The following is a 24363-nucleotide window of genomic DNA, read 5'->3' as shown; positions in this document are numbered from 1 at the left end:
GCGATGTTCCGCCACAGCGCCCCGTTGCGAACCTTGGATTTTTTTCACATTGATACCTTTCGGTTGCGTTAAGAGCGTGGCACGACAAGGATACGCACGACACTTGCACCCCAGACTTGTCCGAGAAGGCGACCATGGCACTCGATGACCGGCAACTGACCCATCTGCAGCGGCTTGAAGCCGAAAGCATCCAGATCATGCGTGAGGTCGTTTCGACCGCGACGAATCCGGTGATGCTGTATTCCGTAGGCAAGGATTCGGCCTGCATGCTGCATCTGGCCAAGAAGGCCTTCTATCCCTCCCCCCCGCCGTTCCCGCTGCTGCACGTGGACACGACCTGGAAGTTCCGGGAAATGTACAAGCTGCGCGACAAGGCGGCGGCGGATGCCGGGATGCAGCTTCTGGTCCATCACAACCCCGAGGCGATGGAAAAGGGGATCAACCCCTTCGACCACGGATCGCTTCACACCGACATGTGGAAGACCGACGGCCTGAAGCAGGCGCTGAGCCATTACGGCTTCGACGCGGCCTTCGGCGGCGCCCGCCGCGACGAGGAGAAGTCCCGTGCCAAGGAACGCGTCTTCTCGTTCCGGTCGGCCAACCACCGCTGGGACCCCAAGAACCAGCGGCCGGAACTGTGGAGCCAGTACAACGCCCGCAAGTCCAAGGGCGAATCGATCCGGGTCTTCCCGCTGTCGAACTGGACCGAACTGGACATCTGGCAATACATCCAGCTGGAAGGGATCGAGATCGTTCCGCTGTACTTCTCGGCCCCGCGCCCCGTGGTGGAACGCGACGGCCTTCTGATCATGGTGGACGACGACCGTTTCCCGCTGCGCGAGGGCGAGACGCCGGAACTGCGGTCCATCCGCTTCCGCACGCTGGGCTGCTATCCTCTGACGGGTGCGGTGGAATCGGAAGCGGCCACGCTGTCCGAAGTCATCCAGGAAATGCTGCTGACCACCACGTCCGAGCGGCAGGGCCGCGCGATCGACCATGACAGCGCCGCCTCGATGGAAAAGAAGAAGCAGGAAGGTTACTTCTGATGTCGATCGAACAGACGCAGGAATACAAGGTCGACGCGCTGATCGCGGAAGACATCGACGCCTATCTGTCCAAGCACCAGCACAAGACGATGCTGCGCTTCATCACCTGCGGGTCGGTGGATGACGGCAAGTCCACGCTGATCGGCCGTCTTCTGTACGACAGCAAGATGATCTTCGAAGACCAGCTGGCCACACTGTCGAAGGATTCGAAGGCCGTCGGCACCCAAGGGCAGGAGATCGACTTCGCGCTTCTGGTGGACGGTCTGGCTGCGGAACGCGAACAGGGCATCACCATCGACGTGGCCTACCGCTTCTTCGCGACCGACAAGCGCAAGTTCATCGTGGCCGACACCCCTGGCCATGAACAGTACACCCGCAACATGGTCACCGGCGCCTCCACCGCCGATCTGGCCGTGATCCTGATCGACGCGCGGCAGGGCATCCTGACCCAGACGCGCCGTCACAGCTATATCGTGAACCTGTTGGGCATTCCGAACGTGGTGCTGGCGGTCAATAAGATGGACCTTGTCGGCTACAGCCAAGAGCGGTTTGACCAGATCGTGGCCGATTACCGCGACTTCGCGACCTCCATCGGGATCAGGGACTTCACGGCGATCCCGATTTCGGGCCTGAAGGGCGACAACATCGTCGACCGTTCGACGGGCATGGACTGGTACACCGGTCCCACTCTGATGGCCCATCTGGAGGAGGTGCCGCTGTCGGACCGCAGCGCGCTGCAGCGTCCGTTCCGCATGCCGGTGCAATGGGTGAACCGCCCGAACCTCGACTTCCGCGGGTTCTCCGGCACCATCTCCTCGGGTGAGGTGAAGCCGGGGGATGCGGTGCGGGTCGTGCCGTCGGGCAAGACCTCCATCGTGAAGTCGATCGTGACCTTCGACGGCGACCTGGACCGGGCCGTGGCGGGGCAGGCGGTGACGCTGACCTTCCAGGACGAGATCGACTGTTCGCGCGGCAACGTCATCGCGACGGCGGACAGCCCGCCTGAGGTGGCCGACCAGTTCGAGACGACGCTGATCTGGATGGACGAGCACGAGATGCTGCCCGGCCGTCCCTACATCCTGCAGCTGGGCACGCAATCCGTGACCGCCACGATCACCGAGCCGAAATACGAGGTGAACGTCAACACGGCCGAGCAGTTGCCGTCCCGCACGCTGAAGCTGAACGCGATCGGGGTGTGCAACATCTCCACCGACCGTCCGCTGGTCTTCGAAAGCTACGACGACGACCGGACGATGGGCGGCTTCATCCTGATCGACCGGATGACGAACGCGACGGTGGCCGCCGGCCTGATCCACTTCGCGCTGCGCCGGTCGCAGAACATCCACTGGCAGGCCGTGGACATCGACCGCAACGCCCATGCCCAGCAAAAGGGCCAGAAGGCGCGGGTCGTGTGGTTCACCGGCCTGTCGGGATCGGGCAAGTCCACCATCGCCAACCTGGTGGAAAAGAAGCTGCATTCGATGGGGCGGCATTCGTTCCTGCTGGACGGCGACAACGTCCGCCACGGCCTGAACCGCGACCTTGGCTTCACCGACGCCGACCGGGTGGAGAACATCCGCCGCGTGGGCGAGGTGGCCCGGCTGATGACGGATGCGGGCCTGATCGTGCTGACGGCCTTCATCTCTCCCTTCCGGTCGGAACGCCGGATGGTCCGCGACCTGATGGCCGAAGGGGAGTTCATCGAGGTGTTCGTGAACACGCCGCTGGCGATCGCGGAAAGCCGTGACGTGAAGGGCCTCTACAAGAAGGCGCGGGCCGGGCAGTTGAAGAACTTCACCGGCATCGACAGCCCGTACGAGGAGCCGCAGAATGCGGAAGTTACCGTCAACACGGCCGAGATGACGGCCGAAGAGGCGGCGGAGATGATCGTGGATCACCTGTTGCGCACCTGAGGCGCAGCAAATCTGACCGATAAAAAAAAGCCCCGCGGAAGCGGGGCTTTTTCTTTGGAAGGGGAGGGGGTCAGTGACGACCCATCTCCGAGCTCATGCGGTTCAGGCGCAGCGCGAACATCGTGCCGATCGCGCCCGAAAGCAGGTAGGCGCCCGCCGCCCAGATGCCCAGCGTGGCCGTCAGGTAAAGGGCGACCAGCGGCGCGAAGCCCGCACCCGCAACCCAGGCCAGATCCGACGTGATGGCTGAGGCGGAGTAGCGGTATTTCGGACCGAAGCTGGACGCAACCGCGCCCGAGGACTGGCCGAAGCTGAGGCCCAGCAGGATGAAGCCCACGACCACATACAGCGTCTGACCGGCACCGCCCAGGGACAGAAGGAACGGCCCGATCACGGCGAAGATCGCGATGCCGATCGTGCTCCAGGTCAGCAGCGTGCGACGGCCGATACGGTCCGACAGGAGGCCCGAGGCGATGGTGGAGAAGAGGCCCACGAAGGCGCCCAGCAGCAGCGTGGTCAGGAAGCCGACCGGGCTGTTGTCCGTGAACAGGTACACGTAGGCCAGCGGGAACACGGTCATCATGTGGAACAGTGCAAAGCCCGCCAGCGGCGTCAGGGCACCGGCCAGGATGTTGCGACCCTGGTTGGCAAAAGTTTCCCGGTAGCCGCGGGGCGCGAGTTCCGCCTTCTTGAACATCTCCTCGTATTCCGGGGTCACGACCAGGCGCACACGGGAGAACAGGGCCACGACGTTGATCGCGAAGGCCACGAAGAACGGATAGCGCCAGCCCCAGTCGATGAAGTCGGCCTGCGACACGCTCATCACCAGATAGACAAAGAGGCCGGCCGACACGATCAGCGCGATCGGGACGCCCAGCTGCGGAATCATCGCGTACCAGCCGCGCTTCTTTTCCGGCGCGCTCAGCGCCAGAAGCGAGGCGAGGCCGTCCCAGGCGCCACCAAGGGCAAAACCCTGCGCCAGGCGCAGGATGCACAGGATGATGATGGCCCAGCTTCCCAGCACCTCGTAGGTGGGGATCAGGCCGAAGGCGACCGTGGATGTGCCCAGCATGAACAGCGCGGAGGTCAGCTTGGCGCTGCGGCCGTAGGTGCGGTCCACCCACATGAAGAAGGCCGAACCGAAGGGCCGCGCGATGAATGCCAAAGACAGGACGGCAAAGGCGTACAGCGTTCCCGTCAGGGGATCGACGAACGGGAACAGGCGGGCCGGGAAGACCAGGACGCAGGCGATCGAGAAGACCAGAAAATCGAAGAACTCGGCGGACCGTCCGATGATGACGCCGATGGACATTTCGCCGGGGTCGGCCTCGTGTCCGTGACCTTCGTCGTGCAGGCGGCGCGCGTCCCGCTCTCCCGTAATTGATGCAGGGGTGCTCACGTCCTCAACTCCGTTGGATAGGTTGATATGCTCTGTGCCTTTTTCGAAGTAGACTTTGGATTGGGCAAATTGTCCAATGTTGTCGTCGCGCCTTCAGGATTACTCGAGGGCATACAAACGCCACCTCGGCCGCAAGTCCGACCGTTCCGAATGGATTCGCCGTGAAAAGCCTCCGTCTCGCCGCCTTGGCGCCCCTTGCCTTCATAGCCGCCTGCAAACCCGTGGTTCTGGCCCCTGCAGGGGACATTGCCGCACAGCAGCGCGACGTGCTCGTGATTTCCACGCTTCTGATGCTGCTGATCATCATCCCGGTGATCGCGCTGGTCATCTTCTTCGCGTGGAAATACCGCGAATCGAACAAGGACGCCGAATACGATCCCGAATTCCACCACTCCACCCGGCTGGAGCTTGTGATCTGGGCCGCCCCCCTGATGATCATCATCGCGCTGGGCGCGCTGACCTGGGTCGGCACGCACCTGCTCGATCCCTACCGCCCACTGGACCGGATCGCGGCCGACAAGCCGATCACGGAAGACTACGCACCCCTTCAGGTGCAGGTGGTGGCGATGGACTGGAAGTGGATGTTCATCTACCCGGAATACGGCGTCGCGACGATCAACGAACTGGCCGTTCCGGTGGACCGTCCCGTCGAGTTCACGATGACCGCGACCTCGGTGATGAACGCCTTCTACATCCCCGCGATGGCCGGCATGATCTATGCCATGCCCGCGATGGAAACGAAGCTGAACGGCGTCCTGAACAACGAGGGCACCTATGAGGGCTTCTCGTCGCACTATTCGGGCCACGGCTTCTCGCACATGCGCTTCGACACGCAGGCCCTGCCGCAGGCTGGCTTCGACAGCTGGATCGAAAAGGTCCGCACCGAAGGCGGCGCGCTGGACCGCGCCCGCTACGCCGAACTGGAAAAGCCGTCCGAGGCCGTTCCGGTGATGTATTTCGGCAATGTCGCACCCGATCTGTGGCACGCGGTCCTGAACCGCTGCGTCGACGCCAACCGCATGTGCGTGGACGAGATGATGGCCGTGGACGAGGTGGGCGGCTTCGGCATGGCCGGCACGCTCAACGTGACCGAACTCACGCAGAAGGTCTTCACCCGCGGCCCGACGCCCTTCGGTTCGCAGCCGGTCGTGGTCGACGCCTTCTGCACCGTGCTGGACTCGCAGCGCGTGTACGGCCAGGACCAGGTGATTGTCGCGGCCCGGGACACGAGCCCGCTGCGTGGTCACGGTCTGAAGCCCGGCATGTCGCTGACGCCCACATTCACCCTTCTTTCTGCGCCTCAGCGCGCACAGGCCCTTTGACGGAACAGGCGCAATGACCCTAACCGAATTCATCTTTGGCCGCCTGACCTGGGCTGCCATCCCGATCCACGAGCCGATTCTCATCGGCACCTTCGCGGCCGTTGCGGTTCTGGGCGTGGTGCTGCTGGGGACCATGACCTACTACCGCCTCTGGGGGCCATTCTGGACCAACTGGGTCGTCAGCATCGACCACAAGAAGATCGGCATCATGTACATGGTGCTGGGCATCGTGATGCTGCTGCGCGGCTTTGCCGACGCGCTGATGATGCGTCTTCAGCAGACCCTCTCCTTCGACGGGGGGGAGGGCTATCTGAACGCCCACCACTATGACCAGATCTTCACGGCGCATGGCGTCATCATGATCTTCTTCGTGGCGATGCCCTTCGTCACCGGCCTGATGAACTTCATCATGCCGCTGCAGATCGGCGCGCGCGACGTGGCCTTCCCGTTCCTGAACAACTTCTCGTTCTGGATGACAGTGGGTGGCGCGGTGCTGACCATGCTGTCGCTGTTCATAGGTGAATATGCGCAAACCGGCTGGCTGGCCTTCCCGCCGCTGTCGGGGATCGGCGCCTCTCCGTCGACGGGCGTGGACTATTACATCTGGGGCCTTCAGGTCGCCGGTGTGGGCACCACGCTGTCGGGCATCAACCTGCTGGTGACCATCGTCAAGATGCGCGCGCCCGGCATGACCATGACGAAGATGCCGATCTTCTGCTGGACGGCGCTGTGCACGAACATCCTGATCGTCGCCTCCTTCCCGATCTTGACGGCCGTTCTGGTCCTGCTGACGCTGGACCGCTATGTCGGCACGAACTTCTTCACCGCCGACCTCGGCGGCAACCCGATGATGTACGTCAACCTCATCTGGATCTGGGGCCACCCGGAGGTGTACATCCTCATCCTGCCGCTGTTCGGCGTCTATTCCGAGGTCGTGTCGACCTTCTCGGGCAAGCGTCTGTTCGGCTACACCTCGATGATCTACGCGACGGTCGTCATCACGATCCTGTCCTACCTCGTCTGGCTGCACCACTTCTTCACGATGGGGTCGGGCGCGTCCGTGAACTCGTTCTTCGGGATCACCACGATGATCATCTCCATCCCGACGGGTGCGAAGATCTTCAACTGGCTGTTCACGATGTACAAGGGCCGCATCCGGTTCGAATTGCCGATGTACTGGGTGATCGCCTTCATGATCACCTTCACCGTGGGCGGGATGACCGGCGTTCTGCTGGCCGTGCCTCCGGCCGACTTCGTGCTGCACAACTCGCTGTTCCTGGTCGCCCACTTCCACAACGTGATCATCGGCGGCGTCGTGTTCGGCGTGTTCGCGGGCATCAACTACTGGTTCCCGAAGGCCTTCGGTTTCAAGCTGAACGAGTTCTGGGGCAAGGTGTCGTTCTGGGGCTGGGTGCTGGGCTACTGGTTCACCTTCACACCGCTTTACGTCATGGGCCTGATGGGCGTCACCCGCCGCATGCGCGTGTTCGAGGATCCGAGCCTGGCGCCCTGGATGTACTGCGCCATGTTCGGCGTGTCGCTGGTGGCCATCGGCATCGCGGCCTTCCTGATCCAGATCGCCGTGTCGATCCTGCAGCGCGACAAGCTGCGCGACCTGACGGGCGACCCCTGGAACGGACGCACGCTGGAATGGGCCACGTCCTCGCCCCCGCCCAGCTACAACTTCGCGTTCACGCCGGTCGTCTACGAGATCGACAGCTGGCATGACATGAAGAACAAGAAGTACGAGCGTCCGGCCGGTGGTTACCGTCCGATCCACATGCCGCGCAGCACCGAAGCCGGTGTGATCCTGGCCGGCCTTGCCACGATCTGCGGCTTCGCCCTGATCTGGTACATGTGGTGGCTCGCGGCCCTGTCCTTCGTGGCCATGCTCGCCTACGCGATCTACCACACCTACAACCGCGACCGTGACTTCTACATCACGGCCGAGGAGGTCGCCGAAACCGAAGCCGCGCGCACGAAGCTGCTCGCCTCGCAGGTGTAAGACATGAGCACTGTAACCTTGCCCAAAGACGGCGCCTTCCACCTGACGGAAGAGCCGCATCACCCCGAAGGCGCCAGCACGCTGCTGGGCTTCTACATCTACCTGATGAGCGACTGCCTCATCTTCTCGGTCCTGTTCGCGACCTATGCGGTTCTCGGCGGCGCTTATGCCGCCGGGCCCGGCCCGAAGGAACTGTTCGATTTGGACCTGATCGCGGTGAACACGGCGATGCTGCTGTTCTCCTCGATCACCTACGGGTTCGCGATGCTGGCGATGCAGCGCCACAATTCGAAGCAGGTCATCGGCTGGCTGCTGGTGACGGCCGTCTTCGGCGCCTGCTTCCTGGGGATCGAGCTTTACGAATTCCACCACCTCATCCACGAGGGGGCGGGTCCGCAGCGTTCGGCCTTCCTGTCGGCCTTCTTCCTGCTGGTCGGCACGCACGGTCTGCACGTGACCTTCGGTTTGGTCTGGCTGTTCACGCTGGTCTTCCAGGTCCGCAAGTTCGGCCTGACGACCGCAATGCAGCGCAGGCTGTCCTGCCTCAGCCTGTTCTGGCACTTCCTGGACGTCATCTGGATCGGCGTCTTCAGCTTCGTCTATCTGGTGAGGATGGTTTGATGGCACATCACGCACACACCCACGCGCATGACGACCATCACGGCGCGGAGCACGATCACGGCTCGATGAAATCCTACATGACGGGCTTCGTGCTGTCGGTGATCCTGACGGTCATCCCGTTCTGGCTGGTGATGGGCGAAGTGCTGGAAAATCGCACGGCCACGATCCTTCTGGTGGCCGCCTTCGCCGCCGTGCAGGTCATCGTCCACGTGATCTACTTCCTGCACGTCACCCCGCACGCCGAGGAAGGCTGGACGCTGACCTCCACCGTGTTCACGCTGGTAGTCGTCATCATCATGATCGCGGGTTCCGTCTGGGTCATGTTCAACATGAACGCCAACATGATGCCCAACCACGAGATGGGCGGAAACCTTGGCGCCTATGCCCCCGAAGGGCAGGGCAGCGGCGAACCGGAAAGCCCGAGGTGAACGGGGCGGGGACGGATCGTCGGCCCCGCTCTGCCCTGACACTGGCCGTTCTGGCGGTTCTGGCAGCAGCAGGGGTCGCCCTTCTGCTGTCTTTGGGTGTCTGGCAGGTGCAGCGCCTGGCCTGGAAGACGGCCCTGATCGAACGGGTGGAGGCGCGTCTTGACGCCCCGGCCGTTCCGGCACCCGAATCGGACGAATGGGCCGCCGTCACGCGGGAATCGGCCGAATACCGCAAGGTGCAGGTGCAGGGGCAGTTTCTGAACGACAAGGCGGTGCTGACGCAGGCCGTGACCGAACAAGGCGCGGGCTTTTGGGTCCTGACCCCGCTGGTGGCTGGTGACGCCACCTATCTGATCAACCGCGGTTTCGTTCCGGCGGCGACGCGCAACGACTATACACGCCCTGAAGGTGAGCAGGTGGTGTCGGGCCTTCTGCGCATCACCGAACCGAAGGGCGGCTTCCTGCGCAGCAACGATCCGGTCGCCGACCGCTGGTTTTCCCGCGACGTGGCCGCCATCGCCCAGGCGCAGGGGCTGACCAACGTGGCCCCGTTCTTCATCGACGCCGCACGTTCGGGCGATGCGGCGCCGGTCGGTGGGCTGACGGTTGTGCAGTTCCGCAACTCGCATCTGAGCTATGCGCTGACATGGTTCGCGCTGGCACTTGGGCTGGCGGGGGTGTCAGTCTTCGTGGGGTGGCATGAATGGCGTTTGCGGCGCGACTCTTGACCGATGAGGTTGCGGACGGCCGCAACCTCAACCTTCTGGTGCAGTTGCGATGGCTGGCGGTGGCCGGCCAGATCGCCGCCATCAGCGTCGTGCACATCTTCCTTGGTATCAATCTTCCGCTGGTGCCGATGTATGGCGTGCTGGCCGTCCTGATCGTGATGAACCTGATCAGCCGCACGCGGTTCCGCAACTGGCGGTGGGCCGCCGCGTCGGAAATGGTGGTTGATGTCCTCGCGCTGACGACGCAACTGGCGCTGTCTGGCGGGGCCACCAATCCCTTTACCATCCTTTACCTGCTGCAGATCACCCTGTCCGCCGTCTTGCTGCCGCGCGCCGTCACCTGGGCGCTGGTGGGGCTGGTCGTGGTTATGCTGGGCCTGCTGATCCCCTTCCACTACACCTTCACCCTGCCCGAGGGGTTGGAGTTGTTCCCCATCTACATCATCGGCCTGATGTTCGCGCTTGTGGTGGACGCGGTGCTGATTGCCGCCTTCATGACGCGGATCACGGCCAACCTGCGCGACCGGACCCAGCGTCTGGCGATCATGCACCAGCGCGCGGTGGAGGAGGACCAGATCGTGCGGATGGGCCTTTTCGCCTCGGGTGCCGCGCATGAACTGGGCACGCCGCTGGCGTCGATCTCGGTGATCCTTGGCGACTGGCGCCATTCGGTGACGGACCCGGAGCAGCGCGAGGAGATCGCGGCCATGCAGAAGGCCGTGGACCGCTGCAAGGCCATCGTGACCGGCATCCTCATGACCTCGGGCGAGGCGCGGGGCGAATCGCCCCATCCGACGACCGTTCACCGCTTCATCGAGCAATTGGCCGAGGATTGGGCCGACCTGCGCGACTTCGAGGGCCTGATCGTCCGGAACGACTTCGGGCCGGACATGCAGATCGTCCTCGATACGACGCTGACCAAGATGCTGATGAACGTGCTGGACAATGCCTATGAAGTGTCGCCGCAATGGGTGCGGCTGACCGTGGAACGTGCGGGCGACGATCTGGTTCTTATCGTGGAGGATCGCGGTCCCGGCTTCACGCCCGAGATTCTGGCCGACATCGGTCGTCCTTATCGCAGCACCAAGGACCGCCCCGGGCGGGGTTTGGGGCTGTTCCTGACGGTCAGCGCCCTTCGCAAGCTGGGGGGCGACGTGATCGTCGCCAACCGCCCGCGCGGGGCCGAAGTGACGTTGCGCCTGCCGCTCGAATCCCTGGCGCTGAGGAGACACGATGCCTGAAGGTCTGATCCTGCTGGTGGAGGATGACGAGGATTTCGCCGCCACGCTGAAACGCTCACTGGAAAAGCGCGGCTATCAGGTGGTGCATGCGACGGGGCCGGAGGGTCTGGCCACTGTTCTGGAAGCGCAGCGCCCCACCCATGCGGTGGTGGACCTGAAGCTGGCCGGTGGGTCCGGCCTTGTCTGCGTGGACCAGCTGCACCGGTACGATCCGGACATGCTGATCGTGGTGCTGACCGGCTTTGCCAGCATCGCCACGGCGGTGGAAGCGATCAAGCTGGGCGCCTGCCACTACCTGACGAAGCCGTCGAACACCGACGACATCCTGGACGCGTTTCAGCGCGGCGCGGGAGACACGGGCGTGGCGGCCGCCACCCAGCCCACCACGATCAAGACGCTGGAATGGGAGCGGATCCACGAAACGCTGGTGGCCACCGACTTCAACATCTCCGAAACCGCGCGGCGGCTGGGGATGCACCGCCGGACGCTGGCCCGGAAGCTGGAAAAGTGGCAGGTGCGCTAGGGCGTCGTCCTACCAGCCGGTGATCCCCTCGATCGGGGCAGGGGGCGTGGGCTGAGTGACCCGTTCGCGCTTGCGCCGTTCGTAGAAGGCGTTCCCGCCGGTCACGAGGACATAGTGCATGTTGTTGTAGCCGGCGCGATATCCGGCGGTGTGGAAGAACTGCGCGTTGCCGATCAGCGGGTGGCGTTCGCCGCGCAACACGGACACCGCCGCCTCGCGGATGCGGGGGGCAGAGCGGCTGTCCATCCGGCGCGACATGACGCCGGGCGCGAACTGCTTCTTCTGCGCCACGACGCCGCAGACTGACCGGGGGTAATTCCCCGACTCCACCCGGTTCATCACGACGCTGCCCACCGCGATCATCCCGTCGCGGCTGGAGCGATTGGATTCGAAATACATCGCGCGCTCCATGCACTCCAGCTCCGTAGGGCGATGGAAGATGCCGCAGCCCATCAGCAGGGCCAGCGCGGCGACCGGAAGGCCCCGTCGCAACATTCGTGTGAAAGATGTCATCCGGGGGGACCTGCTGCCTGAACCTGCTTTTTGTCAGAACCTTAGCAAGGTCGGGCCCTGTCCTTCAACCGTCCTGCGGCGGCGGGTGCGCCCCGTCCGCCATCAGGCGCTGGAACAGCCAGCGACCGGCGGGGCCCAGCGTCCGCGACCGCAGATGGGCACAGGCCAGCGGCACCCGGAATCCGAAGGCGTTTTCGGCGGTGGGGTCCAGATCCAGCCGGACCAGCCACCCTTGCCGCAGATCCTCTACGATCATGTGGCTGGGCATGCTGCTTTATCCGATGCCGGCCAGCAGAAGGCGGTGGCGCATGTGAAGGTCGTGGATGCGCCAGCGGTTGAGGCCGACGCCCGAATGATCGGACGCGGTCAGGGTGCCGGAGGACAGCATCAGCTGCGTGTGGTCGCGCAGGTCGTTTTCGGCCAGCGGACGATCCGCCCGCGCCAGCGCATGATCCGGCGCCGCGACCGGGACCAGCGAGAGCTCACCGAAGGTGCGAAACTCCACCCCCCTCCAGAAGACGATAGGCGGGGGGCGCGATGACCACGCCCAGATCGGCCGTCCCGTCCTGAAGCGCCAAGAAGGTGTTGTCGAGGACGCGGGTCAGAAGCACCAGCTCCACCCTCGGGAATTCGGCATAGAAGGCCTTCAGGGTGGCGGTGACCAGATCCGCAGGCGCCGTCACATCCGCGACCAGCGTCAGGCGCGCCTCGACCCCGGCCAGAAGGTCGTGCGCCTGAGGGCGATAATCCTGCACCCCGCTGACGATCCGTTGCGCCTGCGGCAGCAGGACGGGCCCCGCCGCCGTCAGCGCAGGCCGATAGGAGGAGCGGCCAAACAGTTCGGTCCCCATCTGCGTTCCAAGTTCTGGATGCCATAGGTGATGGCGGAGTGCGTCCGCCGCAGATGCCGGGCGGCGGCAGAGAAGCGTCCCTGCTCCGCCACGGCGAGGAAGATCGTCAGCTGATCCAGCGTCAGGCCGGCAATGGCAGGCTCCACACCCACTCCATCGCAATATCGGATCATCAAAGTGTCTTATGCCCAGTTTTCGGTACGAATCGCACGCCCATGCCTTGCCGCAACATGATCCGGGATGAAGAAAGAATGACGCAAAGATCCAAGGCCGCCACCGTGGCCCTGTGGGTTCTGCGCGTGCTGATCGCGGCGGCCTTTCTGGCGGCCGGTTTCATGAAGCTGAGCGGCCAGCCGATGATGGTGGCTGAATTCGACCATGTCGGCCTTGGCCAGTGGTTCCGCTGTTTCACCGGCCTTATGGAACTGGTCGGGGGCCTCGCTGTCCTGATCCCGGCCGTTTCTGCCTATGGCGCGATGGTGGTGCTGGTGGTCGACATCGGCGCCTTCGTGGCGCTGGTGGCCGTGCTGCACATGGACTGGATCCATGCCGTCGTCATCGGCCTGATCCTGGGCGTCCTGATCTATCTGCACCGCGAGGTCTTCACCTCGTGCAAGGCCCCGGCCTTTTCAAGTCGCCCCTCGGGGCGATGCCCGCCAATGTGATCCCGGCCCCTGCTGACTTGTCGGGGAACACCCGCTACTCCTGCCTGCGATGAAGCCATCGAAAGGACCATCCGATGAAACTCTTCTACTCTCCCTGGGCTTGTTCGCTGAGCGTTCACATCACCCTGGCCGAAGCGGATCTGGCCTATGATCTGGAAGCGGTGGACCTGAAGACCAAGAAGACCGCGACGGGCACCGACTTCCTGACGATCACCAAGCGCGGCGCGGTGCCCGCCCTGCGTCTGGAAGATGGCGAAGTGCTGACCCAGAACGCGGCGATCCTGCAATATGTGGGCGACCGTTCCGATGTGGCCGCGTTCAAGCCGGCCCAAGGCTCCATCGAGCGTGCCCGTCTTCAGGAAGCGCTGGCCTTCTGCAGCGACCTGCACGACGCCTTCGGGGGCCTGTTCGCCCCGGACCTGACGCCGGACGCGCTGGCCGCCGTCACGAAGAAGATCAACCGTCGCATGGCGCAGATGGAGGAGATGCTGACCGGCGACTACTGGCTGGGCGAGTTCACGCAGGCCGATGCCTATCTGGCGGTCATCATGAACTGGGGCTTTGCCAAGAACGTGGATCTGAGCGCCTATCCCAAGGCCTGCGCGCTGCGCGAACGCGTGCTGGCCCGTCCGGCCGTGCAGCGTGCCATGAAGGAAGAAGGCCTGATCTGAAGGCCGAAGAACCGGCCGGGGGTAATCCCCGGCCGATCCGACACGGGTTACTTCGACACGGGCATCGTGAATTCGGCGCCTTCCACGATGCTTTCGGGCCAGCGCTGCATGATCGACTTCTGCTTGGTGTAGAAGCGGACCCCTTCCTCGCCATAGGCGTGCATGTCGCCGAACAGGCTGCGCTTCCAGCCGCCAAAGCCGTGCCACGCCATGGGCACCGGGATCGGGACGTTGATGCCCACCATGCCCACCTGCACCTGACGTCCGAATTCCCGCGCCAGATGGCCGTCGCGCGTGAACAGCGAGACGCCATTGCCGAATTCGTGGTCGTTGATCAGCTTCAGCCCTTCGGCGAAGGTGTCCACGCGCAGGCAGGACAGGACCGGCCCGAAGATTTCCTCGCGGTAGATCTTCATGTCGGGCGTGACATGGTCGAACAGGGTGGCGCCCAGCCAGAAGCCGTCCTCATGGCCCGGAACGGTGAAGCTGCGGCCGTCGACGACCAGTTCCGCGCCCTCGGCGACGCCCGCGTCGATGTAACCTGCGATCCGGTCGCGCGCGGCGGCGGTGACGATGGGGCCCATCTCGGCGTCCAGTTCCACCCCGTTGCGGATCTTCAGCGTCTCGGCCCGCGCCTTCAGGGCGGGGATCAGCCGATCGGCCGCGTCGCCCACCATCACCACGGCCGAAATCGCCATGCAGCGTTCCCCGGCCGAGCCGTAGCCGGCCCCGATCAGCGCGTCCACGGCCTTGTCCATGTCGGCGTCAGGCATGACCATCAGGTGGTTCTTGGCCCCACCCAGCGCCTGCATGCGCTTGCCGTGCCGCGCGCCCGTTTCATAGATGTGGTTGGCGACGGGGGTGGATCCGACAAAGGACACCGCCTTCACGTCCGGATGCTCCAGCAACGCGTCGACCGCCACCTTGTCGCCCTGCACGACGTTGAACACGCCGTCCGGGAAGCCCGCCTTCCGCATCAGCTCGGCATACAGCAGCGACGCCGAAGGATCGGTGGGAGAGGGTTTCAGGATGAAGGTGTTTCCCGCGGCGATCGCGACGGGGAACATCCACATCGGCACCATGACGGGGAAGTTGAACGGCGTGATCCCGGCCACCACGCCCAAGGGCTGGCGCAGCGTCCAGTTGTCGATCCCGGTGGACACCTGATCGGTGTAGTCGCCCTTCAGAAGCTGGGGGATGCCGCAAGCAAATTCGATGATGTCGATGCCACGCTCCACCTCGCCCTGGGCGTCGGTGAAGACCTTGCCATGTTCGGCCGTGATGGCGTGGGCAAGCGCATCCTTGTTTTCGCGCACCAGGGCCAGGAAGGCGTTCATCAGACGCGCGCGGCGGATGGGGGGCATGTCGGCCCAGGCGGGAAAGGCGGCCTTCGCGGCGGCCACGGCACGGTCCACGGTGCTGGCATCCGCCAGCGCGACCGCGCCCGTGATCCGGCCGGTCGCGGGGTTCGTCACCGGCTGCGTGCGGTCGCCCGTGCCGGGCGTGATCTGGCCGCCGATGTAGTGGCCGATCTGCGGGATGTCGGTGTGGTCTTTCATGATGGTTCTCCTTCAGGCGACCTTGCGCAGGAAGTGTGCCTGTGTCGAGACAAGCCTGTCGATGTCCTGTGGGCGCGAAGTGTCGTCGGCCTTGGCCGGCGCGGCAATGCCGCTTCCGGGCCAGGCGGATTTTGTTGTCGGCATTGGCGATTCTGATCATCCTGCTTCGGATCCGAAGCGGGAAAGCGGGCATGGAAGCGGAACCCTTGGCCGAGGCGCTGGTCGCGATGCGCCTGCGTGCAATGCGCAAGGCGAACGGTTTGTCGCAACGGGAGTTGGCGCGGCGGACAGGGGGGCAGCGGCACGATCTCGCAGATCGAGTCGATGGGGATGCAGCCGTCGGTGTCGGTTCTGAAGAAGATCCTCGATGGCATTCCCGTGGATCTTGGCCGGTTCTTCAGCTTCGAACTGGCGCAGGAACAGGCGCGCGTCTTCCGCTGCGACGATCATCTGAACATAGGGGCACAGGGCGTCCGTTACCTGCTGGTGGCCACGCAACGGTCGGACCACGCGCTGCAGATGCTGCACGAGTTCTACGATCCCGGCCGCCGCGCCCTGTCGCATGATGGAGAGGAATGCCACGCTGGAGGTGACCATCCACGAGGAGGTGCATGTCCTTCACGCCAGGGACGCGTATTACTTTACAGCCGCACGCCCCACAGGTTCCGCAACATCGGCAGCAAGATCTGCGGGGGGGTGGTCAGCGCCTGCACCCTGCCCGCGTTCTGAACGGGAAACCGCAGAAAACCCGACCACAAAGCGATCAACCTGTTGCGTTATATCGACTTCGGGAAGATGTCCCTGTCCTGACGGTGCCGCCGGACAAGGGATACAGTGGTGAGCCCAACAGGATTCGAACCTGTGACCCACTGATTAAAAGTCAGTTGCTCTACCAACTGAGCTATGGGCCCACATCTGTGAGGCGCTGATTACGTATTACCGGCGGGGGGGTCAACACCAAAATGCACAAGCTCTGGCAAAAAGATTACCAGAGGCGTATATCGCGCCCATGCACCCGATCAGTTTCATCAAGATGCACGGCCTTGGCAACGATTTTGTCGTGCTGGACACGCGTGGCCGCGAGGCGGTCACGACGCCGGCACTGGCAAAGGCGCTGGGCGACCGCAACCGTGGCGTCGGCTTCGATCAACTGGCCGAGATTCGGGACTGCGATCATGCGGATTACGCGCTGGAATTTTGGAACACGGATGGCAGCCGCGCGGGGGCCTGCGGCAATGCCAGCCGCTGCGTCGCCTCGCTGATGCTGGACGGGCGGGATCGCGTGACCTTCGCGACCGAACGCGGCCTTCTGCACGCCGAACGTGCGGGCGATCTGATTCGCGTCAACATGGGTGCTCCCCAGCTGGAGTGGGCGGAGGTTCCGCTGGTGCGGGAGATGGACACCGCCCACCTTCCCATCGACGGCGATCCGATGGCCGTGGGCATGGGCAATCCGCATTGCATCTTCTTCGTGAAGGACGCCGAGGCGGTGGATCTGACCGGTCTTGGCCCGAAGATGGAACATCACCCGCTGTTTCCGCAGCGGACGAATGTCGAATTCGCCAGCGTCCTTGGCCCCGACCACCTGCGCATGCGCGTGTGGGAACGTGGTGCCGGGGTGACGCTGGCTTGCGGTTCCGGCACCTGCGCCACGGCCGTGGCCGCGCATCTGCGCGGGCTGACGGGCCGCAGCGTGACCGTCGATGTCGATGGCGGACGGTTGCAGATCGACTGGCAGGACGATGGCGTCTGGATGACCGGCCCCGTGGCCCGCGTCTTCGATGGCACCTTGTCCCGCGAATGGCTGGAGGCTGTATGAACGCGCCCGTCTTCTCCACCCTCGGCTGCCGTCTGAACGCGTATGAGACGGAGGCGATGAAGGAACTGGCCGCCACCGCGGGCCTGTCCAACGCCGTCGTGGTCAACACCTGCGCCGTGACGGCCGAGGCCGTCCGCAAGGCCAAGCAGGAGATCCGGCGTCTGGCGCGCGAAAACCCCGGCGCGCCGATCCTTGTCACCGGCTGCGCCGCGCAGACCGAGCCCGAGACCTTCGCCGGGATGGCCGAGGTCACCCGCGTCATCGGCAACCACGAAAAGATGCAGGCCGAGACGTGGCAGTCCCTGCGCGCGCCCGACCTGATCGGCGTGACCGAGAAGGTGATGGTCGACGACATCATGTCGGTCAAGGAAACGGCGGGCCACCTGATCGACGGGTTCGGCCGTCACCGCGCCTATGTGCAAGTGCAGAACGGTTGCGACCACCGCTGCACCTTCTGCATCATTCCCTTCGGGCGCGGCAACTCCCGCTCCGTTCCGGCCGGCGTGGTGATCGAGCAGATCAAGCGTCTGGTCGGCAAGGGCTTCAACGAGGTGGTGCTGACGGGCGTCGACCTCACCTCTTGGGGGGCGGACCTTCCAGCGACGCCGCGTCTGGGCGATCTGGTGATGCGGATCCTGAAGCTGGTGCCGGACCTGCCGCGCCTGCGCATCTCCTCCATCGACTCGATCGAGGCGGACGAGAACCTGATGCAGGCCATCGCGACGGAATCGCGCCTAATGCCGCATCTGCACCTGTCCCTGCAGGCCGGCGACGACATGATCCTGAAACGGATGAAGCGCCGCCACCTGCGCGACGACGCCATCCGCTTCTGCGAGGATGCCCGCAAGCTGCGTCCCGACATGGTCTTCGGCGCCGACATCATCGCCGGCTTCCCGACCGAAACGGAGGCGATGTTCGAAAATTCGCTGAAGCTAGTGGACGATTGCGGCCTGACCTTCCTGCACGTCTTTCCGTTCAGCCCCCGCAAGGGCACCCCGGCCGCGCGGATGCCGCAGGTGAAGGGCCCGGCCATCCGCGACCGCGCCGCACGTCTTCGGGCGGCCGGGGCGGTGCAGGTGGCCGCCCATCTGGATGCCCAGCAGGGGCAGATGCACCGCATCCTGATGGAAGGCCCTCGTCTGGGCCGGACCGAGCAGTTCACCGAGGTGGACTTCGCCACCGACCAGCCCGAAGGCCAGATCGTGACCGCGTGCATCACGGGGCGGTCGGACCAGCGGCTGCGGGCCTGACCGTTCAGCGGATCGTGTCGCCCCGCGCCAGCTTCGGCGTCAGGGCGATCACCTCGCCCCCGATGATCCCTTCGGGATGGCGGCCGGCCACGATCGCCGCGGCCTGACGACCGATTTCCGAACGGCAGGAATCCATCGTGGCCAGCCGCATCGGCAGCCCGTCCAGCAGGTCCACGTTGTTGAAGCCCGCCAGGCCAAGGCGGCCGGGAATGTCGATCCCCCGCTCCATACAGTACAGAAGCCCGCCAGCGCCGATCATGTCGTTGGAATAATACAGGAAGTCGAGGTCGGGGGAGCGTGCCAGCATCGCCGCCGTCATCTCGCGCCCCTTGGCCAGCGCCGAACCGCCTTCGTAGAATTCGCGGTCGGCCAGCGTCACCCCCGCCTCGGCCAGCGCCGCCTCGAACCCTTCCAGCCGCTTGCGGGCCCGGTGGTCGCCCGTCATGCGCGTGCCAAGGAAGCCGATGCGGCGATAGCCGGCCGCCAGGATCGTTTCGGCCATCATCCGCCCCGCGCGGGCGTGGGAAATGCCGACGGCCGTGTCGATCACAGGGCCGTCGGTGTCCATCACCTCCACCACCGGGACGCCCGCGTTTTCCAGCATGATCCGCGCCACGTCCGAATGCTCCAGCCCCGCGACAATCAGGCCGGAGGGACGCCAGGACAGCATCTCGTAGATGACGGTTTCTTCCTTCTCGGGGGCATAGCCGGTGACGCCGAACACCGGTTGCAGGCCCGTATCCTCCAGCACGGCCGAAATGGCGCCCAGCACTTCGGGAAACACCATGTTCGACAGGGACGGGATGACCACGCCGACAAGGTTCACCCGCTGGCTGGCCAGCGCGCCCGCGATCTTGTTGGGAACGTAGCCAAGGGTCTTCGCCGCCTCCAGCACGCGTTCACGCGTGGCGGGGGACACGTCCCCCCGGTTGCGCAGCACGCGGCTGACCGTCATCTCGCTGACGCCCGAGGCTTCGGAAACGTCGCGCAGGGTGAGGGGTCGGCGAAGGTCGGCCATGGGGGTCTCCGGCTGTTTCACCCTTGTTACAGCGAAGCCCGCCTCTTGTCCAAGCGGGCTTGCGGCGCGGTTAATTTCCCCTCAAAAGGGAAGCTGGCGACCCCGTGGCTCAACTGGATAGAGCAGCCCCCTCCTAAGGGGCAGGTTACAGGTTCAAGTCCTGTCGGGGTCACCAAATCAGCAAGTTGCTGATGAAGCATAAGCGTGCGCAAACCACCCATAAGCGTGCGCACTCCTGTCAAGCAAATTGTGCAAACCAATCCCTGCTTGGCTGCTTCGCCATTGTGAACACAAGCGGAATATCTACGCTTGAGAAGATCGCTTCTCAGCCGAAGGCCGGCTCGACATCCTTGCGGTGGAAGATCGCTCCAAAGCTCTGACCCTCCACCTCGAAGCGTGGCACGTCTTTCGCTGCCAGAATCGTCCGCACGCTGTTTCGGTGCATGCCGTATTCGACCGCGATCGTGTGGGTCGTCATGAAGGTCCGGTGGAAGGTCGCGATGTCGTCAGGGCTCATCATTCTTTGCGCCCGTCGGCTGCGGGGGTTCCATTCCTTGCGGGAGGGGACGTGCCCGGCCTCGACCATGGCCGCGAAGCCGCCCGCACCGCGGATGCCGATGGATCGCCCGAATTCGGCGACAGGCACGAGATCGGTCGGGGAGGCTAGGCGACGCGCCATAACTGCGGCCACCGTCTTCGGAACGACAAGGGCATGGTAGCCCTCGGCGCCCGTCCGGCGACCGACGGGCAGCGTGCCTCTTCGAATCTCGGCGATCAGGTCGGCGACCGGAACGCCGCGCCGCACCTTCGCCAGCTGGATTTCTTCCCAGCCAACGTCATCCGGGGTGACGGGCACGGCCAGCGCCTCCAAGTCGCGCAAAAAGACCTCGCCATCCTCGGTCAGCCAGCGGGCACGGGTCGTGGGCACGCGAGTGCGGGGCGTCAGGAGCCCCGCCTCCTCAAGCGCGCCGAGTTCGATGGCGGTAGCCCCGATCGCGCGGCGCATCTCGCCGTTACGCACAAGCTGCGGGATTGTGGCGAGCAGGTCACGGCAGGCGGCAGCGGCGAAGGTGGTGCGGCTATCGGGGCGGGGATCGTCCTCGGCGACCAGACCGGCCTCGATGAGGAAGGCTCTCATCAGCGCGGTGGAGATGCCCGCTTCGCGTGCTGCGGTCAGGACGGAATGCAGGTGCCGCTGGGGCACCTCCTCCCCCAGCACCACCTGACCTCCGGCAACGGGCCACACCTCCAGGATGCAGGTGCGCAGCAGGTCGATGAAAGGCGCAAATGCGGGATCGTCGGTGTGGTCGAAGTTGAACTTCTCGTAAAGCTTGCCGAAGGCCTTGCTCGGCTCGTCCAGCTTGCCGGTGGCATGGCTGGCAAGACGATGGAGCGCGGCGAGGATCGCATCATCCCCGCGCCTGGCAACGTCGAAGCCGGCGGCGCGGGCAAGACGGGGGTCTGGGTCGACCTGTCCGTCCAGCCGCAGGAGCTCCGTGCCCAAAAGACGGCAGAACGTCGTCGCGGCATGAAGCGAGCGACCGGCAAGCGCCGTCTCGTCCTGCCCATCTTCCAGCCGCCGGTCGAGCCAACGGTCGTAGCTTGTAGGCTCGACGGTCGGAATATCGTCGGCCAGGCTTGCCATGATCTCGTCGAGGCGGGCCGGAACATCGTAGCGGCTCGCCGGCGCGTCTACTGTCCACAACTCCACCAGCGGCACCGAATGTCGAAGGCAGATCGACACCTCGCGCAACTGCCAGTCGCCCCGCATCACCATAGCTTCCAGTGGTGCCTCGGGCCGTGATGCCGCATCCTCCCGCAGGCAGGCGGTGCATCCCCGCATGACAGGATTGCGGAGCGCTCGGGACACGAAGACCTCGCCCCGAAACCGCATCTTGACATCACCCAGTCGCTGTCCGGACCAAGAGCAGAGGTCGTCTATCTGCCCTTGCGACACACCCGCCCACATCGAGAGCTTGTCGAGGAATGTCGGATCGAGGTTGAGCATCTGTCTCATGGAGCCGCCCAGGTCGAGCACCAGGTCTGCCACAGCCACCCCCCGAGACGCCGCGAGGCGGCCGACGTAGGAGGTAAGAATTTCTCGTTGGGCCGGAAAAAGCATGAAGACGGTCCGTAACAGGGTGCGCGCCTTGTCGTCCACTGATCATCAGATCGCAACCTGAGCGACGCTTAATCCTAGGGGAAGCTCTGGGGTCATGTCGGGACCTTCCTCCTACCCCCATGATCCATCGATCAGGCAAATCAGCGTCTGCTCGTGGGACATTCCTGCCATTCGCTGCGCCGCAGAAACCACCGGGGTTTTCCCGCTTCATGCGACGCTGAGGACCACCGCGTATCTACCGGCCTTTGCAATACTGACGACGAGCAGGAAGCGCCAGAATGGCTCCTTCATTGCCCCGGCGATCAGGGTCAGAGGATCGCCCACGACCGGTAACCAGCTGCCAAGCAGCGTCCACCAGCCCCACCGTCGATACCAATCCTCGGCGCGAGCGCGTTGGTCCGGCTTCATCGGAAACCAACGCCTGTCCCGATATCGATGCAAGCTCCGCCCCAGGATCCAATTGACGATGGATCCCAGGATGTTTCCGAGCGATGCCACCACAAGCAGGGTGGCTGCCGGAATTTCCCCTTGCCTGCCTAACATGAACAGCAGGGCCTCGGACTGAGCCGGGATCAATGTCGCCGCCAGAAAGGCCGAACCGAACAGGCCCGCCAAGGTCACAAGATCGGTCATCCCATCATCCTCCGGGCGACGCATACGCGCCAGAGTCTGCTGATCTGAACCCACCCCATGTTACGGCTCAGGCCAAAATAGCTGCGGCACCATGCCAGCCAACATAGATGCCCACGAGGATGATCAGAACGCCCGAGAGGTAGGGCGCACGTGCCGCAACTTTCGACAGCCACGGGAACCGACCCCGCGCCTTGCGAGATCCGATCGCCGCCAGCGCCCCGACCGTTACCAGCGTGATTGCCAGTCCGAGGGAGAAGCACAGCACCATTACGGCACCCAACGAGATCTCCTTCAGTTGCAGACAGATCAGCAGGACGGTGATCGCGGCCGGACAGGGCAGCAGCCCGCCGGTAATGCCGAACAGCGCGATCTGCCAGTTCGTCACCGGACTGCCGTCGAACCGGCGACGGATGTCGTTTGCGTGGGCGAGTGCGTGGGCATCCTGATAGCCGTCGGTTGCCAGATCCAGCCTCTGCACCTCGCGATGCATGGCGTCGTGGCCGTGGCCCTCCACGAAGGAAAGGTCGTAGTCATGCGCGTGATTGCCGTGGCTCAGCGTCAGACGCGCCATGAACTCGTGCGGTTCTGGGATTGGATCGGCAGATTCGAGAATGCCATCCTTCGCGACGAAGGGGAAACTTTGGCGCGTGCCGTCCGGGCGCTCGGTTTCCACGCAGATGTCGCCGACCTTCCAGAACTGACCGCTGACCGTTCTGAAGCGCCAATGCGGCGGTTGGCCTTCCTCGAAAATCGATAACTCCACGGTCCCGTGGCCGGTATCCACCAGTCGCGTTTCGTCATGGTCATGATGGTGATCATGATCGTGGTTGCCCGCCTCTGCCGCCCGCTTCTGATCACGGCGGGTGCGCAGGATCATCCAGACCGCCAGCCCGATGATGATCACGCCCGAGAGAAGCTGAAAATACGGCTCCACCACTTCGGCATCCATACCTTGATAGAGCCACATACCGCCAAGGGCGATCGCCCAGACCACGATGGTGTGCGAGACTGTCGCCGCCAGACCCAGAAGCACGGCCTGCTTAACCGTCCCGCGGATCGCGACGATGAACGCTGCCATCATCGTTTTGGAGTGTCCCGGCTCCAGCCCGTGCAGAGCGCCAAGCAGGATGGCACTCGGGATGAAGAACCAGGCGCGGGCACCGCCTTGGGCGATCAGGTCATCGAAGGGGGTCATGTAAATCCACCGGCTGAGTCGGGGATGATGTATCCCCCCTCAGGGGATACCTTAGATGCGCTGTCGGCATCAATCCCCCCTAGGGGGATACTTATAGCATCTTTGCCAGTGCCTTGATGTCCTCAAGGTCGTGCGGGCCGGATTCATCATTTGCGGTGCCGAGACAGTGATCGATGTGATCGTGGATCAACGCCCGCTTGGCGGCCACGATCCCGCGTTCCACGGCGAGCATCTGGCGGGCGATGTCGAGACAGTCCTTCCCCTCCTCCAACATGCCGATGACATGGCGCAGGTGGCCTTCGGCGCGTTTCAGCCGCTTTACGATATCGGGGTGGCTTGCATGAATGTGTGTATGTGACATACAGCTACCTTATCCCCCCGATGGGGATGCAAGCAACGGGTTCGACACGATGAAGCGGCACGGCCTGCTTTCCGGGATCATTGGAGTGATACTCATCGCGATCATGGCGTTGACGCCGATTGTGAATGCTGTTTCGCATGGCCCTGCCGCGGTCGTTGCCAGTCTCGAGGATCCGTTGGACGACCATGGCCATTCCCATGGTGATGAGGATGACACGCGATATTCGCACGATGCGTCAGACCATGATCATCCGGCGTTCATGCTGCCGATGCGGGCCGCCGCCGATGCCGATGTAACCATTGCCATGGTGCTTCGATCCGAGCAGCCTGAATTCATAGGCAGGATTCCTTACGATCTGGAACGCCCCCCTCGCGCCTGAAGCGATCAAACCGTGCATTCGGCACGGCTTCTTCCGTTTCAACGCAAGGATAAAATCCCATGAACCTCGACTTCCGAAGGAAGCGAGCCCCGTTCGCGACG

Annotated in this window: 27 protein-coding genes and 2 tRNA genes; 16 read left to right on the top strand and 13 right to left on the bottom strand. The window is 64.1% G+C overall.

Annotated features, from left to right (window positions below):
• Window positions 1-116: 116 nt before the first annotated feature.
• Window positions 117-1046, top strand: coding sequence for a sulfate adenylyltransferase subunit CysD (gene cysD, locus ACSHZY_RS02505; protein ID WP_435164912.1), 930 nt, complete (start codon window positions 117-119; stop codon window positions 1044-1046).
• A complete protein-coding gene (gene cysN, locus ACSHZY_RS02500; protein ID WP_435164909.1) occupies window positions 1046-2959 on the top strand; it encodes a sulfate adenylyltransferase subunit CysN in 1914 nt (637 codons plus the stop codon). Before cysD ends, cysN begins: the two co-directional genes overlap by 1 nt.
• Window positions 2960-3029: 70 nt before the next feature.
• On the opposite strand, the gene ACSHZY_RS02495 is transcribed toward cysN, so the two are convergent.
• Window positions 3030-4358, bottom strand: coding sequence for an MFS transporter (locus tag ACSHZY_RS02495; RefSeq protein WP_435164906.1), 1329 nt, complete (start codon window positions 4356-4358; stop codon window positions 3030-3032).
• Between the two features lie 161 nt (window positions 4359-4519).
• Between ACSHZY_RS02495 and cyoA the strand changes: the two genes are divergently transcribed.
• Genes cyoA through ACSHZY_RS02460 form a run of 7 tightly spaced genes read left to right on the top strand, consistent with a single transcriptional unit; the run spans window position 4520 to window position 11226 of the window.
• Window positions 4520-5680 carry a ubiquinol oxidase subunit II gene (gene cyoA / locus ACSHZY_RS02490; protein ID WP_435164903.1) on the top strand — a complete coding sequence of 387 codons (1161 nt, stop codon included), beginning with the start codon at window positions 4520-4522 and terminating at the stop codon, window positions 5678-5680.
• A 13-nt stretch (window positions 5681-5693) separates the two neighbouring features.
• A complete protein-coding gene (gene cyoB / locus ACSHZY_RS02485) occupies window positions 5694-7685 on the top strand; it encodes a cytochrome o ubiquinol oxidase subunit I (protein ID WP_435164900.1) in 1992 nt (663 codons plus the stop codon).
• Window positions 7686-7688: 3 nt separating this feature from the next.
• Window positions 7689-8306 carry a cytochrome o ubiquinol oxidase subunit III gene (gene cyoC, locus ACSHZY_RS02480; protein WP_435164897.1) on the top strand — a complete coding sequence of 206 codons (618 nt, stop codon included), beginning with the start codon at window positions 7689-7691 and terminating at the stop codon, window positions 8304-8306.
• Complete coding sequence (cyoD, locus tag ACSHZY_RS02475; protein ID WP_435164895.1) at window positions 8306-8734, top strand: cytochrome o ubiquinol oxidase subunit IV; 429 nt, start codon at window positions 8306-8308, stop codon at window positions 8732-8734. Before cyoC ends, cyoD begins: the two co-directional genes overlap by 1 nt.
• Entirely contained in the window at window positions 8731-9462 is a 732-nt protein-coding gene (locus ACSHZY_RS02470) for an SURF1 family protein (RefSeq protein WP_435164892.1), read from the top strand. Before cyoD ends, ACSHZY_RS02470 begins: the two co-directional genes overlap by 4 nt.
• Complete coding sequence (locus ACSHZY_RS02465) at window positions 9459-10703, top strand: ATP-binding protein (protein ID WP_435164889.1); 1245 nt, start codon at window positions 9459-9461, stop codon at window positions 10701-10703. Before ACSHZY_RS02470 ends, ACSHZY_RS02465 begins: the two co-directional genes overlap by 4 nt.
• Complete coding sequence (locus tag ACSHZY_RS02460; protein WP_435164886.1) at window positions 10696-11226, top strand: response regulator transcription factor; 531 nt, start codon at window positions 10696-10698, stop codon at window positions 11224-11226. The genes ACSHZY_RS02465 and ACSHZY_RS02460 overlap by 8 nt, the downstream gene beginning before the upstream one ends.
• 9 nt (window positions 11227-11235) lie before the next feature.
• Here ACSHZY_RS02460 and ACSHZY_RS02455 read toward each other — a convergent pair whose 3' ends face one another.
• From ACSHZY_RS02455 to ACSHZY_RS02435, 5 genes are all read right to left on the bottom strand, one after another.
• A complete protein-coding gene (locus tag ACSHZY_RS02455; RefSeq protein ID WP_435164883.1) occupies window positions 11236-11739 on the bottom strand; it encodes a cell wall hydrolase in 504 nt (167 codons plus the stop codon).
• Between the two features lie 64 nt (window positions 11740-11803).
• Window positions 11804-12007 (bottom strand): hypothetical protein, encoded by a 204-nt coding sequence (locus ACSHZY_RS02450; RefSeq protein ID WP_435164880.1) that lies wholly within the window; start codon window positions 12005-12007, stop codon window positions 11804-11806.
• Between the two features lie 6 nt (window positions 12008-12013).
• Complete coding sequence (locus ACSHZY_RS02445) at window positions 12014-12244, bottom strand: LysR substrate-binding domain-containing protein (RefSeq protein WP_435164877.1); 231 nt, start codon at window positions 12242-12244, stop codon at window positions 12014-12016.
• Window positions 12222-12590, bottom strand: a complete 369-nt coding sequence (locus ACSHZY_RS02440) for a LysR substrate-binding domain-containing protein (protein WP_435164874.1) — start codon at window positions 12588-12590, stop codon at window positions 12222-12224. The genes ACSHZY_RS02445 and ACSHZY_RS02440 overlap by 23 nt, the downstream gene beginning before the upstream one ends.
• On the bottom strand, window positions 12545-12763 hold the full coding sequence (locus ACSHZY_RS02435; protein ID WP_435164871.1) for a helix-turn-helix domain-containing protein: 219 nt from the start codon (window positions 12761-12763) through the stop codon (window positions 12545-12547). Before ACSHZY_RS02435 ends, ACSHZY_RS02440 begins: the two co-directional genes overlap by 46 nt.
• A gap of 78 nt (window positions 12764-12841) precedes the next feature.
• Here ACSHZY_RS02435 and ACSHZY_RS02430 point away from each other — a divergent pair, with 78 nt between their 5' ends.
• Complete coding sequence (locus tag ACSHZY_RS02430) at window positions 12842-13255, top strand: DoxX family protein (RefSeq protein WP_435164868.1); 414 nt, start codon at window positions 12842-12844, stop codon at window positions 13253-13255.
• Between the two features lie 74 nt (window positions 13256-13329).
• Window positions 13330-13926, top strand: coding sequence for a glutathione binding-like protein (locus tag ACSHZY_RS02425; RefSeq protein WP_435164865.1), 597 nt, complete (start codon window positions 13330-13332; stop codon window positions 13924-13926).
• A 47-nt stretch (window positions 13927-13973) separates the two neighbouring features.
• Here the strand turns inward: ACSHZY_RS02425 and ACSHZY_RS02420 are convergent, their stop codons facing one another.
• Complete coding sequence (locus ACSHZY_RS02420; protein WP_435164862.1) at window positions 13974-15485, bottom strand: CoA-acylating methylmalonate-semialdehyde dehydrogenase; 1512 nt, start codon at window positions 15483-15485, stop codon at window positions 13974-13976.
• Window positions 15486-15809: 324 nt separating this feature from the next.
• Here ACSHZY_RS02420 and ACSHZY_RS02415 point away from each other — a divergent pair, with 324 nt between their 5' ends.
• Complete coding sequence (locus ACSHZY_RS02415) at window positions 15810-16214, top strand: cupin domain-containing protein (protein ID WP_435164859.1); 405 nt, start codon at window positions 15810-15812, stop codon at window positions 16212-16214.
• A gap of 106 nt (window positions 16215-16320) precedes the next feature.
• Here ACSHZY_RS02415 and ACSHZY_RS02410 read toward each other — a convergent pair.
• Window positions 16321-16396 (bottom strand) — tRNA-Lys (locus ACSHZY_RS02410).
• A gap of 98 nt (window positions 16397-16494) precedes the next feature.
• Here ACSHZY_RS02410 and dapF point away from each other — a divergent pair.
• Both dapF and mtaB read left to right on the top strand, forming a co-directional pair.
• Window positions 16495-17304, top strand: coding sequence for a diaminopimelate epimerase (dapF, locus tag ACSHZY_RS02405; RefSeq protein ID WP_435164856.1), 810 nt, complete (start codon window positions 16495-16497; stop codon window positions 17302-17304).
• Window positions 17301-18554 (top strand): tRNA (N(6)-L-threonylcarbamoyladenosine(37)-C(2))-methylthiotransferase MtaB, encoded by a 1254-nt coding sequence (gene mtaB / locus ACSHZY_RS02400; protein ID WP_435164853.1) that lies wholly within the window; start codon window positions 17301-17303, stop codon window positions 18552-18554. Before dapF ends, mtaB begins: the two co-directional genes overlap by 4 nt.
• 4 nt (window positions 18555-18558) lie before the next feature.
• On the opposite strand, the gene ACSHZY_RS02395 is transcribed toward mtaB, so the two are convergent.
• Window positions 18559-19572, bottom strand: a complete 1014-nt coding sequence (locus ACSHZY_RS02395) for a LacI family DNA-binding transcriptional regulator (RefSeq protein WP_435164850.1) — start codon at window positions 19570-19572, stop codon at window positions 18559-18561.
• 98 nt (window positions 19573-19670) lie between these two features.
• Here ACSHZY_RS02395 and ACSHZY_RS02390 point away from each other — a divergent pair.
• Window positions 19671-19747, top strand: a tRNA-Arg gene (locus ACSHZY_RS02390).
• Window positions 19748-19897: 150 nt separating this feature from the next.
• Here ACSHZY_RS02390 and ACSHZY_RS02385 read toward each other — a convergent pair.
• The 4 genes from ACSHZY_RS02385 to ACSHZY_RS02370 all read right to left on the bottom strand — a co-directional run bounded on the left by ACSHZY_RS02385 (window position 19898) and on the right by ACSHZY_RS02370 (window position 23883).
• On the bottom strand, window positions 19898-21733 hold the full coding sequence (locus tag ACSHZY_RS02385; protein WP_435164847.1) for a TniQ family protein: 1836 nt from the start codon (window positions 21731-21733) through the stop codon (window positions 19898-19900).
• A gap of 168 nt (window positions 21734-21901) precedes the next feature.
• Window positions 21902-22327, bottom strand: a complete 426-nt coding sequence (locus ACSHZY_RS02380; protein ID WP_435164844.1) for a YqaA family protein — start codon at window positions 22325-22327, stop codon at window positions 21902-21904.
• A gap of 67 nt (window positions 22328-22394) precedes the next feature.
• Window positions 22395-23522 (bottom strand): nickel/cobalt efflux transporter, encoded by a 1128-nt coding sequence (locus tag ACSHZY_RS02375; RefSeq protein ID WP_435164841.1) that lies wholly within the window; start codon window positions 23520-23522, stop codon window positions 22395-22397.
• A gap of 91 nt (window positions 23523-23613) precedes the next feature.
• Window positions 23614-23883, bottom strand: coding sequence for a metal-sensing transcriptional repressor (locus tag ACSHZY_RS02370; protein ID WP_435164838.1), 270 nt, complete (start codon window positions 23881-23883; stop codon window positions 23614-23616).
• Between the two features lie 49 nt (window positions 23884-23932).
• Here ACSHZY_RS02370 and ACSHZY_RS02365 point away from each other — a divergent pair, with 49 nt between their 5' ends.
• Window positions 23933-24262 (top strand): hypothetical protein, encoded by a 330-nt coding sequence (locus ACSHZY_RS02365; protein ID WP_435164835.1) that lies wholly within the window; start codon window positions 23933-23935, stop codon window positions 24260-24262.
• Window positions 24263-24363: the final 101 nt, after the last annotated feature.

Origin of the sequence: Falsirhodobacter sp. 1013, assembly GCF_051195255.1 — a bacterium.
GTDB lineage: Bacteria > Pseudomonadota > Alphaproteobacteria > Rhodobacterales > Rhodobacteraceae > Falsirhodobacter.
Note: the sequence above shows the minus strand (reverse complement) of the source record. Positions and strands in the feature narration are given on the sequence as shown.

What these genes read in the sequence shown, in the direction of transcription:
- cysN (WP_435164909.1), top strand. Translation starts at nt 1,046, where the DNA reads ATGTCGATCGAACAGACGCAGGAATACAAGGTCGACGCGCTGATCGCG.
- cyoB (WP_435164900.1), top strand. Translation starts at nt 5,694, where the DNA reads ATGACCCTAACCGAATTCATCTTTGGCCGCCTGACCTGGGCTGCCATC.
- cyoC (WP_435164897.1), top strand. Translation starts at nt 7,689, where the DNA reads ATGAGCACTGTAACCTTGCCCAAAGACGGCGCCTTCCACCTGACGGAA.
- cyoD (WP_435164895.1), top strand. Translation starts at nt 8,306, where the DNA reads ATGGCACATCACGCACACACCCACGCGCATGACGACCATCACGGCGCG.
- ACSHZY_RS02460 (WP_435164886.1), top strand. Translation starts at nt 10,696, where the DNA reads ATGCCTGAAGGTCTGATCCTGCTGGTGGAGGATGACGAGGATTTCGCC.
- ACSHZY_RS02455 (WP_435164883.1), bottom strand. Translation starts at nt 11,739, where the DNA reads ATGACATCTTTCACACGAATGTTGCGACGGGGCCTTCCGGTCGCCGCG.
- ACSHZY_RS02450 (WP_435164880.1), bottom strand. Translation starts at nt 12,007, where the DNA reads ATGCCCAGCCACATGATCGTAGAGGATCTGCGGCAAGGGTGGCTGGTC.
- ACSHZY_RS02440 (WP_435164874.1), bottom strand. Translation starts at nt 12,590, where the DNA reads ATGGGGACCGAACTGTTTGGCCGCTCCTCCTATCGGCCTGCGCTGACG.
- ACSHZY_RS02435 (WP_435164871.1), bottom strand. Translation starts at nt 12,763, where the DNA reads ATGATCCGATATTGCGATGGAGTGGGTGTGGAGCCTGCCATTGCCGGC.
- ACSHZY_RS02430 (WP_435164868.1), top strand. Translation starts at nt 12,842, where the DNA reads ATGACGCAAAGATCCAAGGCCGCCACCGTGGCCCTGTGGGTTCTGCGC.
- ACSHZY_RS02425 (WP_435164865.1), top strand. Translation starts at nt 13,330, where the DNA reads ATGAAACTCTTCTACTCTCCCTGGGCTTGTTCGCTGAGCGTTCACATC.
- ACSHZY_RS02420 (WP_435164862.1), bottom strand. Translation starts at nt 15,485, where the DNA reads ATGAAAGACCACACCGACATCCCGCAGATCGGCCACTACATCGGCGGC.
- ACSHZY_RS02415 (WP_435164859.1), top strand. Translation starts at nt 15,810, where the DNA reads ATGGGGATGCAGCCGTCGGTGTCGGTTCTGAAGAAGATCCTCGATGGC.
- dapF (WP_435164856.1), top strand. Translation starts at nt 16,495, where the DNA reads ATGCACCCGATCAGTTTCATCAAGATGCACGGCCTTGGCAACGATTTT.
- mtaB (WP_435164853.1), top strand. Translation starts at nt 17,301, where the DNA reads ATGAACGCGCCCGTCTTCTCCACCCTCGGCTGCCGTCTGAACGCGTAT.
- ACSHZY_RS02395 (WP_435164850.1), bottom strand. Translation starts at nt 19,572, where the DNA reads ATGGCCGACCTTCGCCGACCCCTCACCCTGCGCGACGTTTCCGAAGCC.
- ACSHZY_RS02380 (WP_435164844.1), bottom strand. Translation starts at nt 22,327, where the DNA reads ATGACCGATCTTGTGACCTTGGCGGGCCTGTTCGGTTCGGCCTTTCTG.
- ACSHZY_RS02375 (WP_435164841.1), bottom strand. Translation starts at nt 23,522, where the DNA reads ATGACCCCCTTCGATGACCTGATCGCCCAAGGCGGTGCCCGCGCCTGG.
- ACSHZY_RS02370 (WP_435164838.1), bottom strand. Translation starts at nt 23,883, where the DNA reads ATGTCACATACACACATTCATGCAAGCCACCCCGATATCGTAAAGCGG.
- ACSHZY_RS02365 (WP_435164835.1), top strand. Translation starts at nt 23,933, where the DNA reads ATGAAGCGGCACGGCCTGCTTTCCGGGATCATTGGAGTGATACTCATC.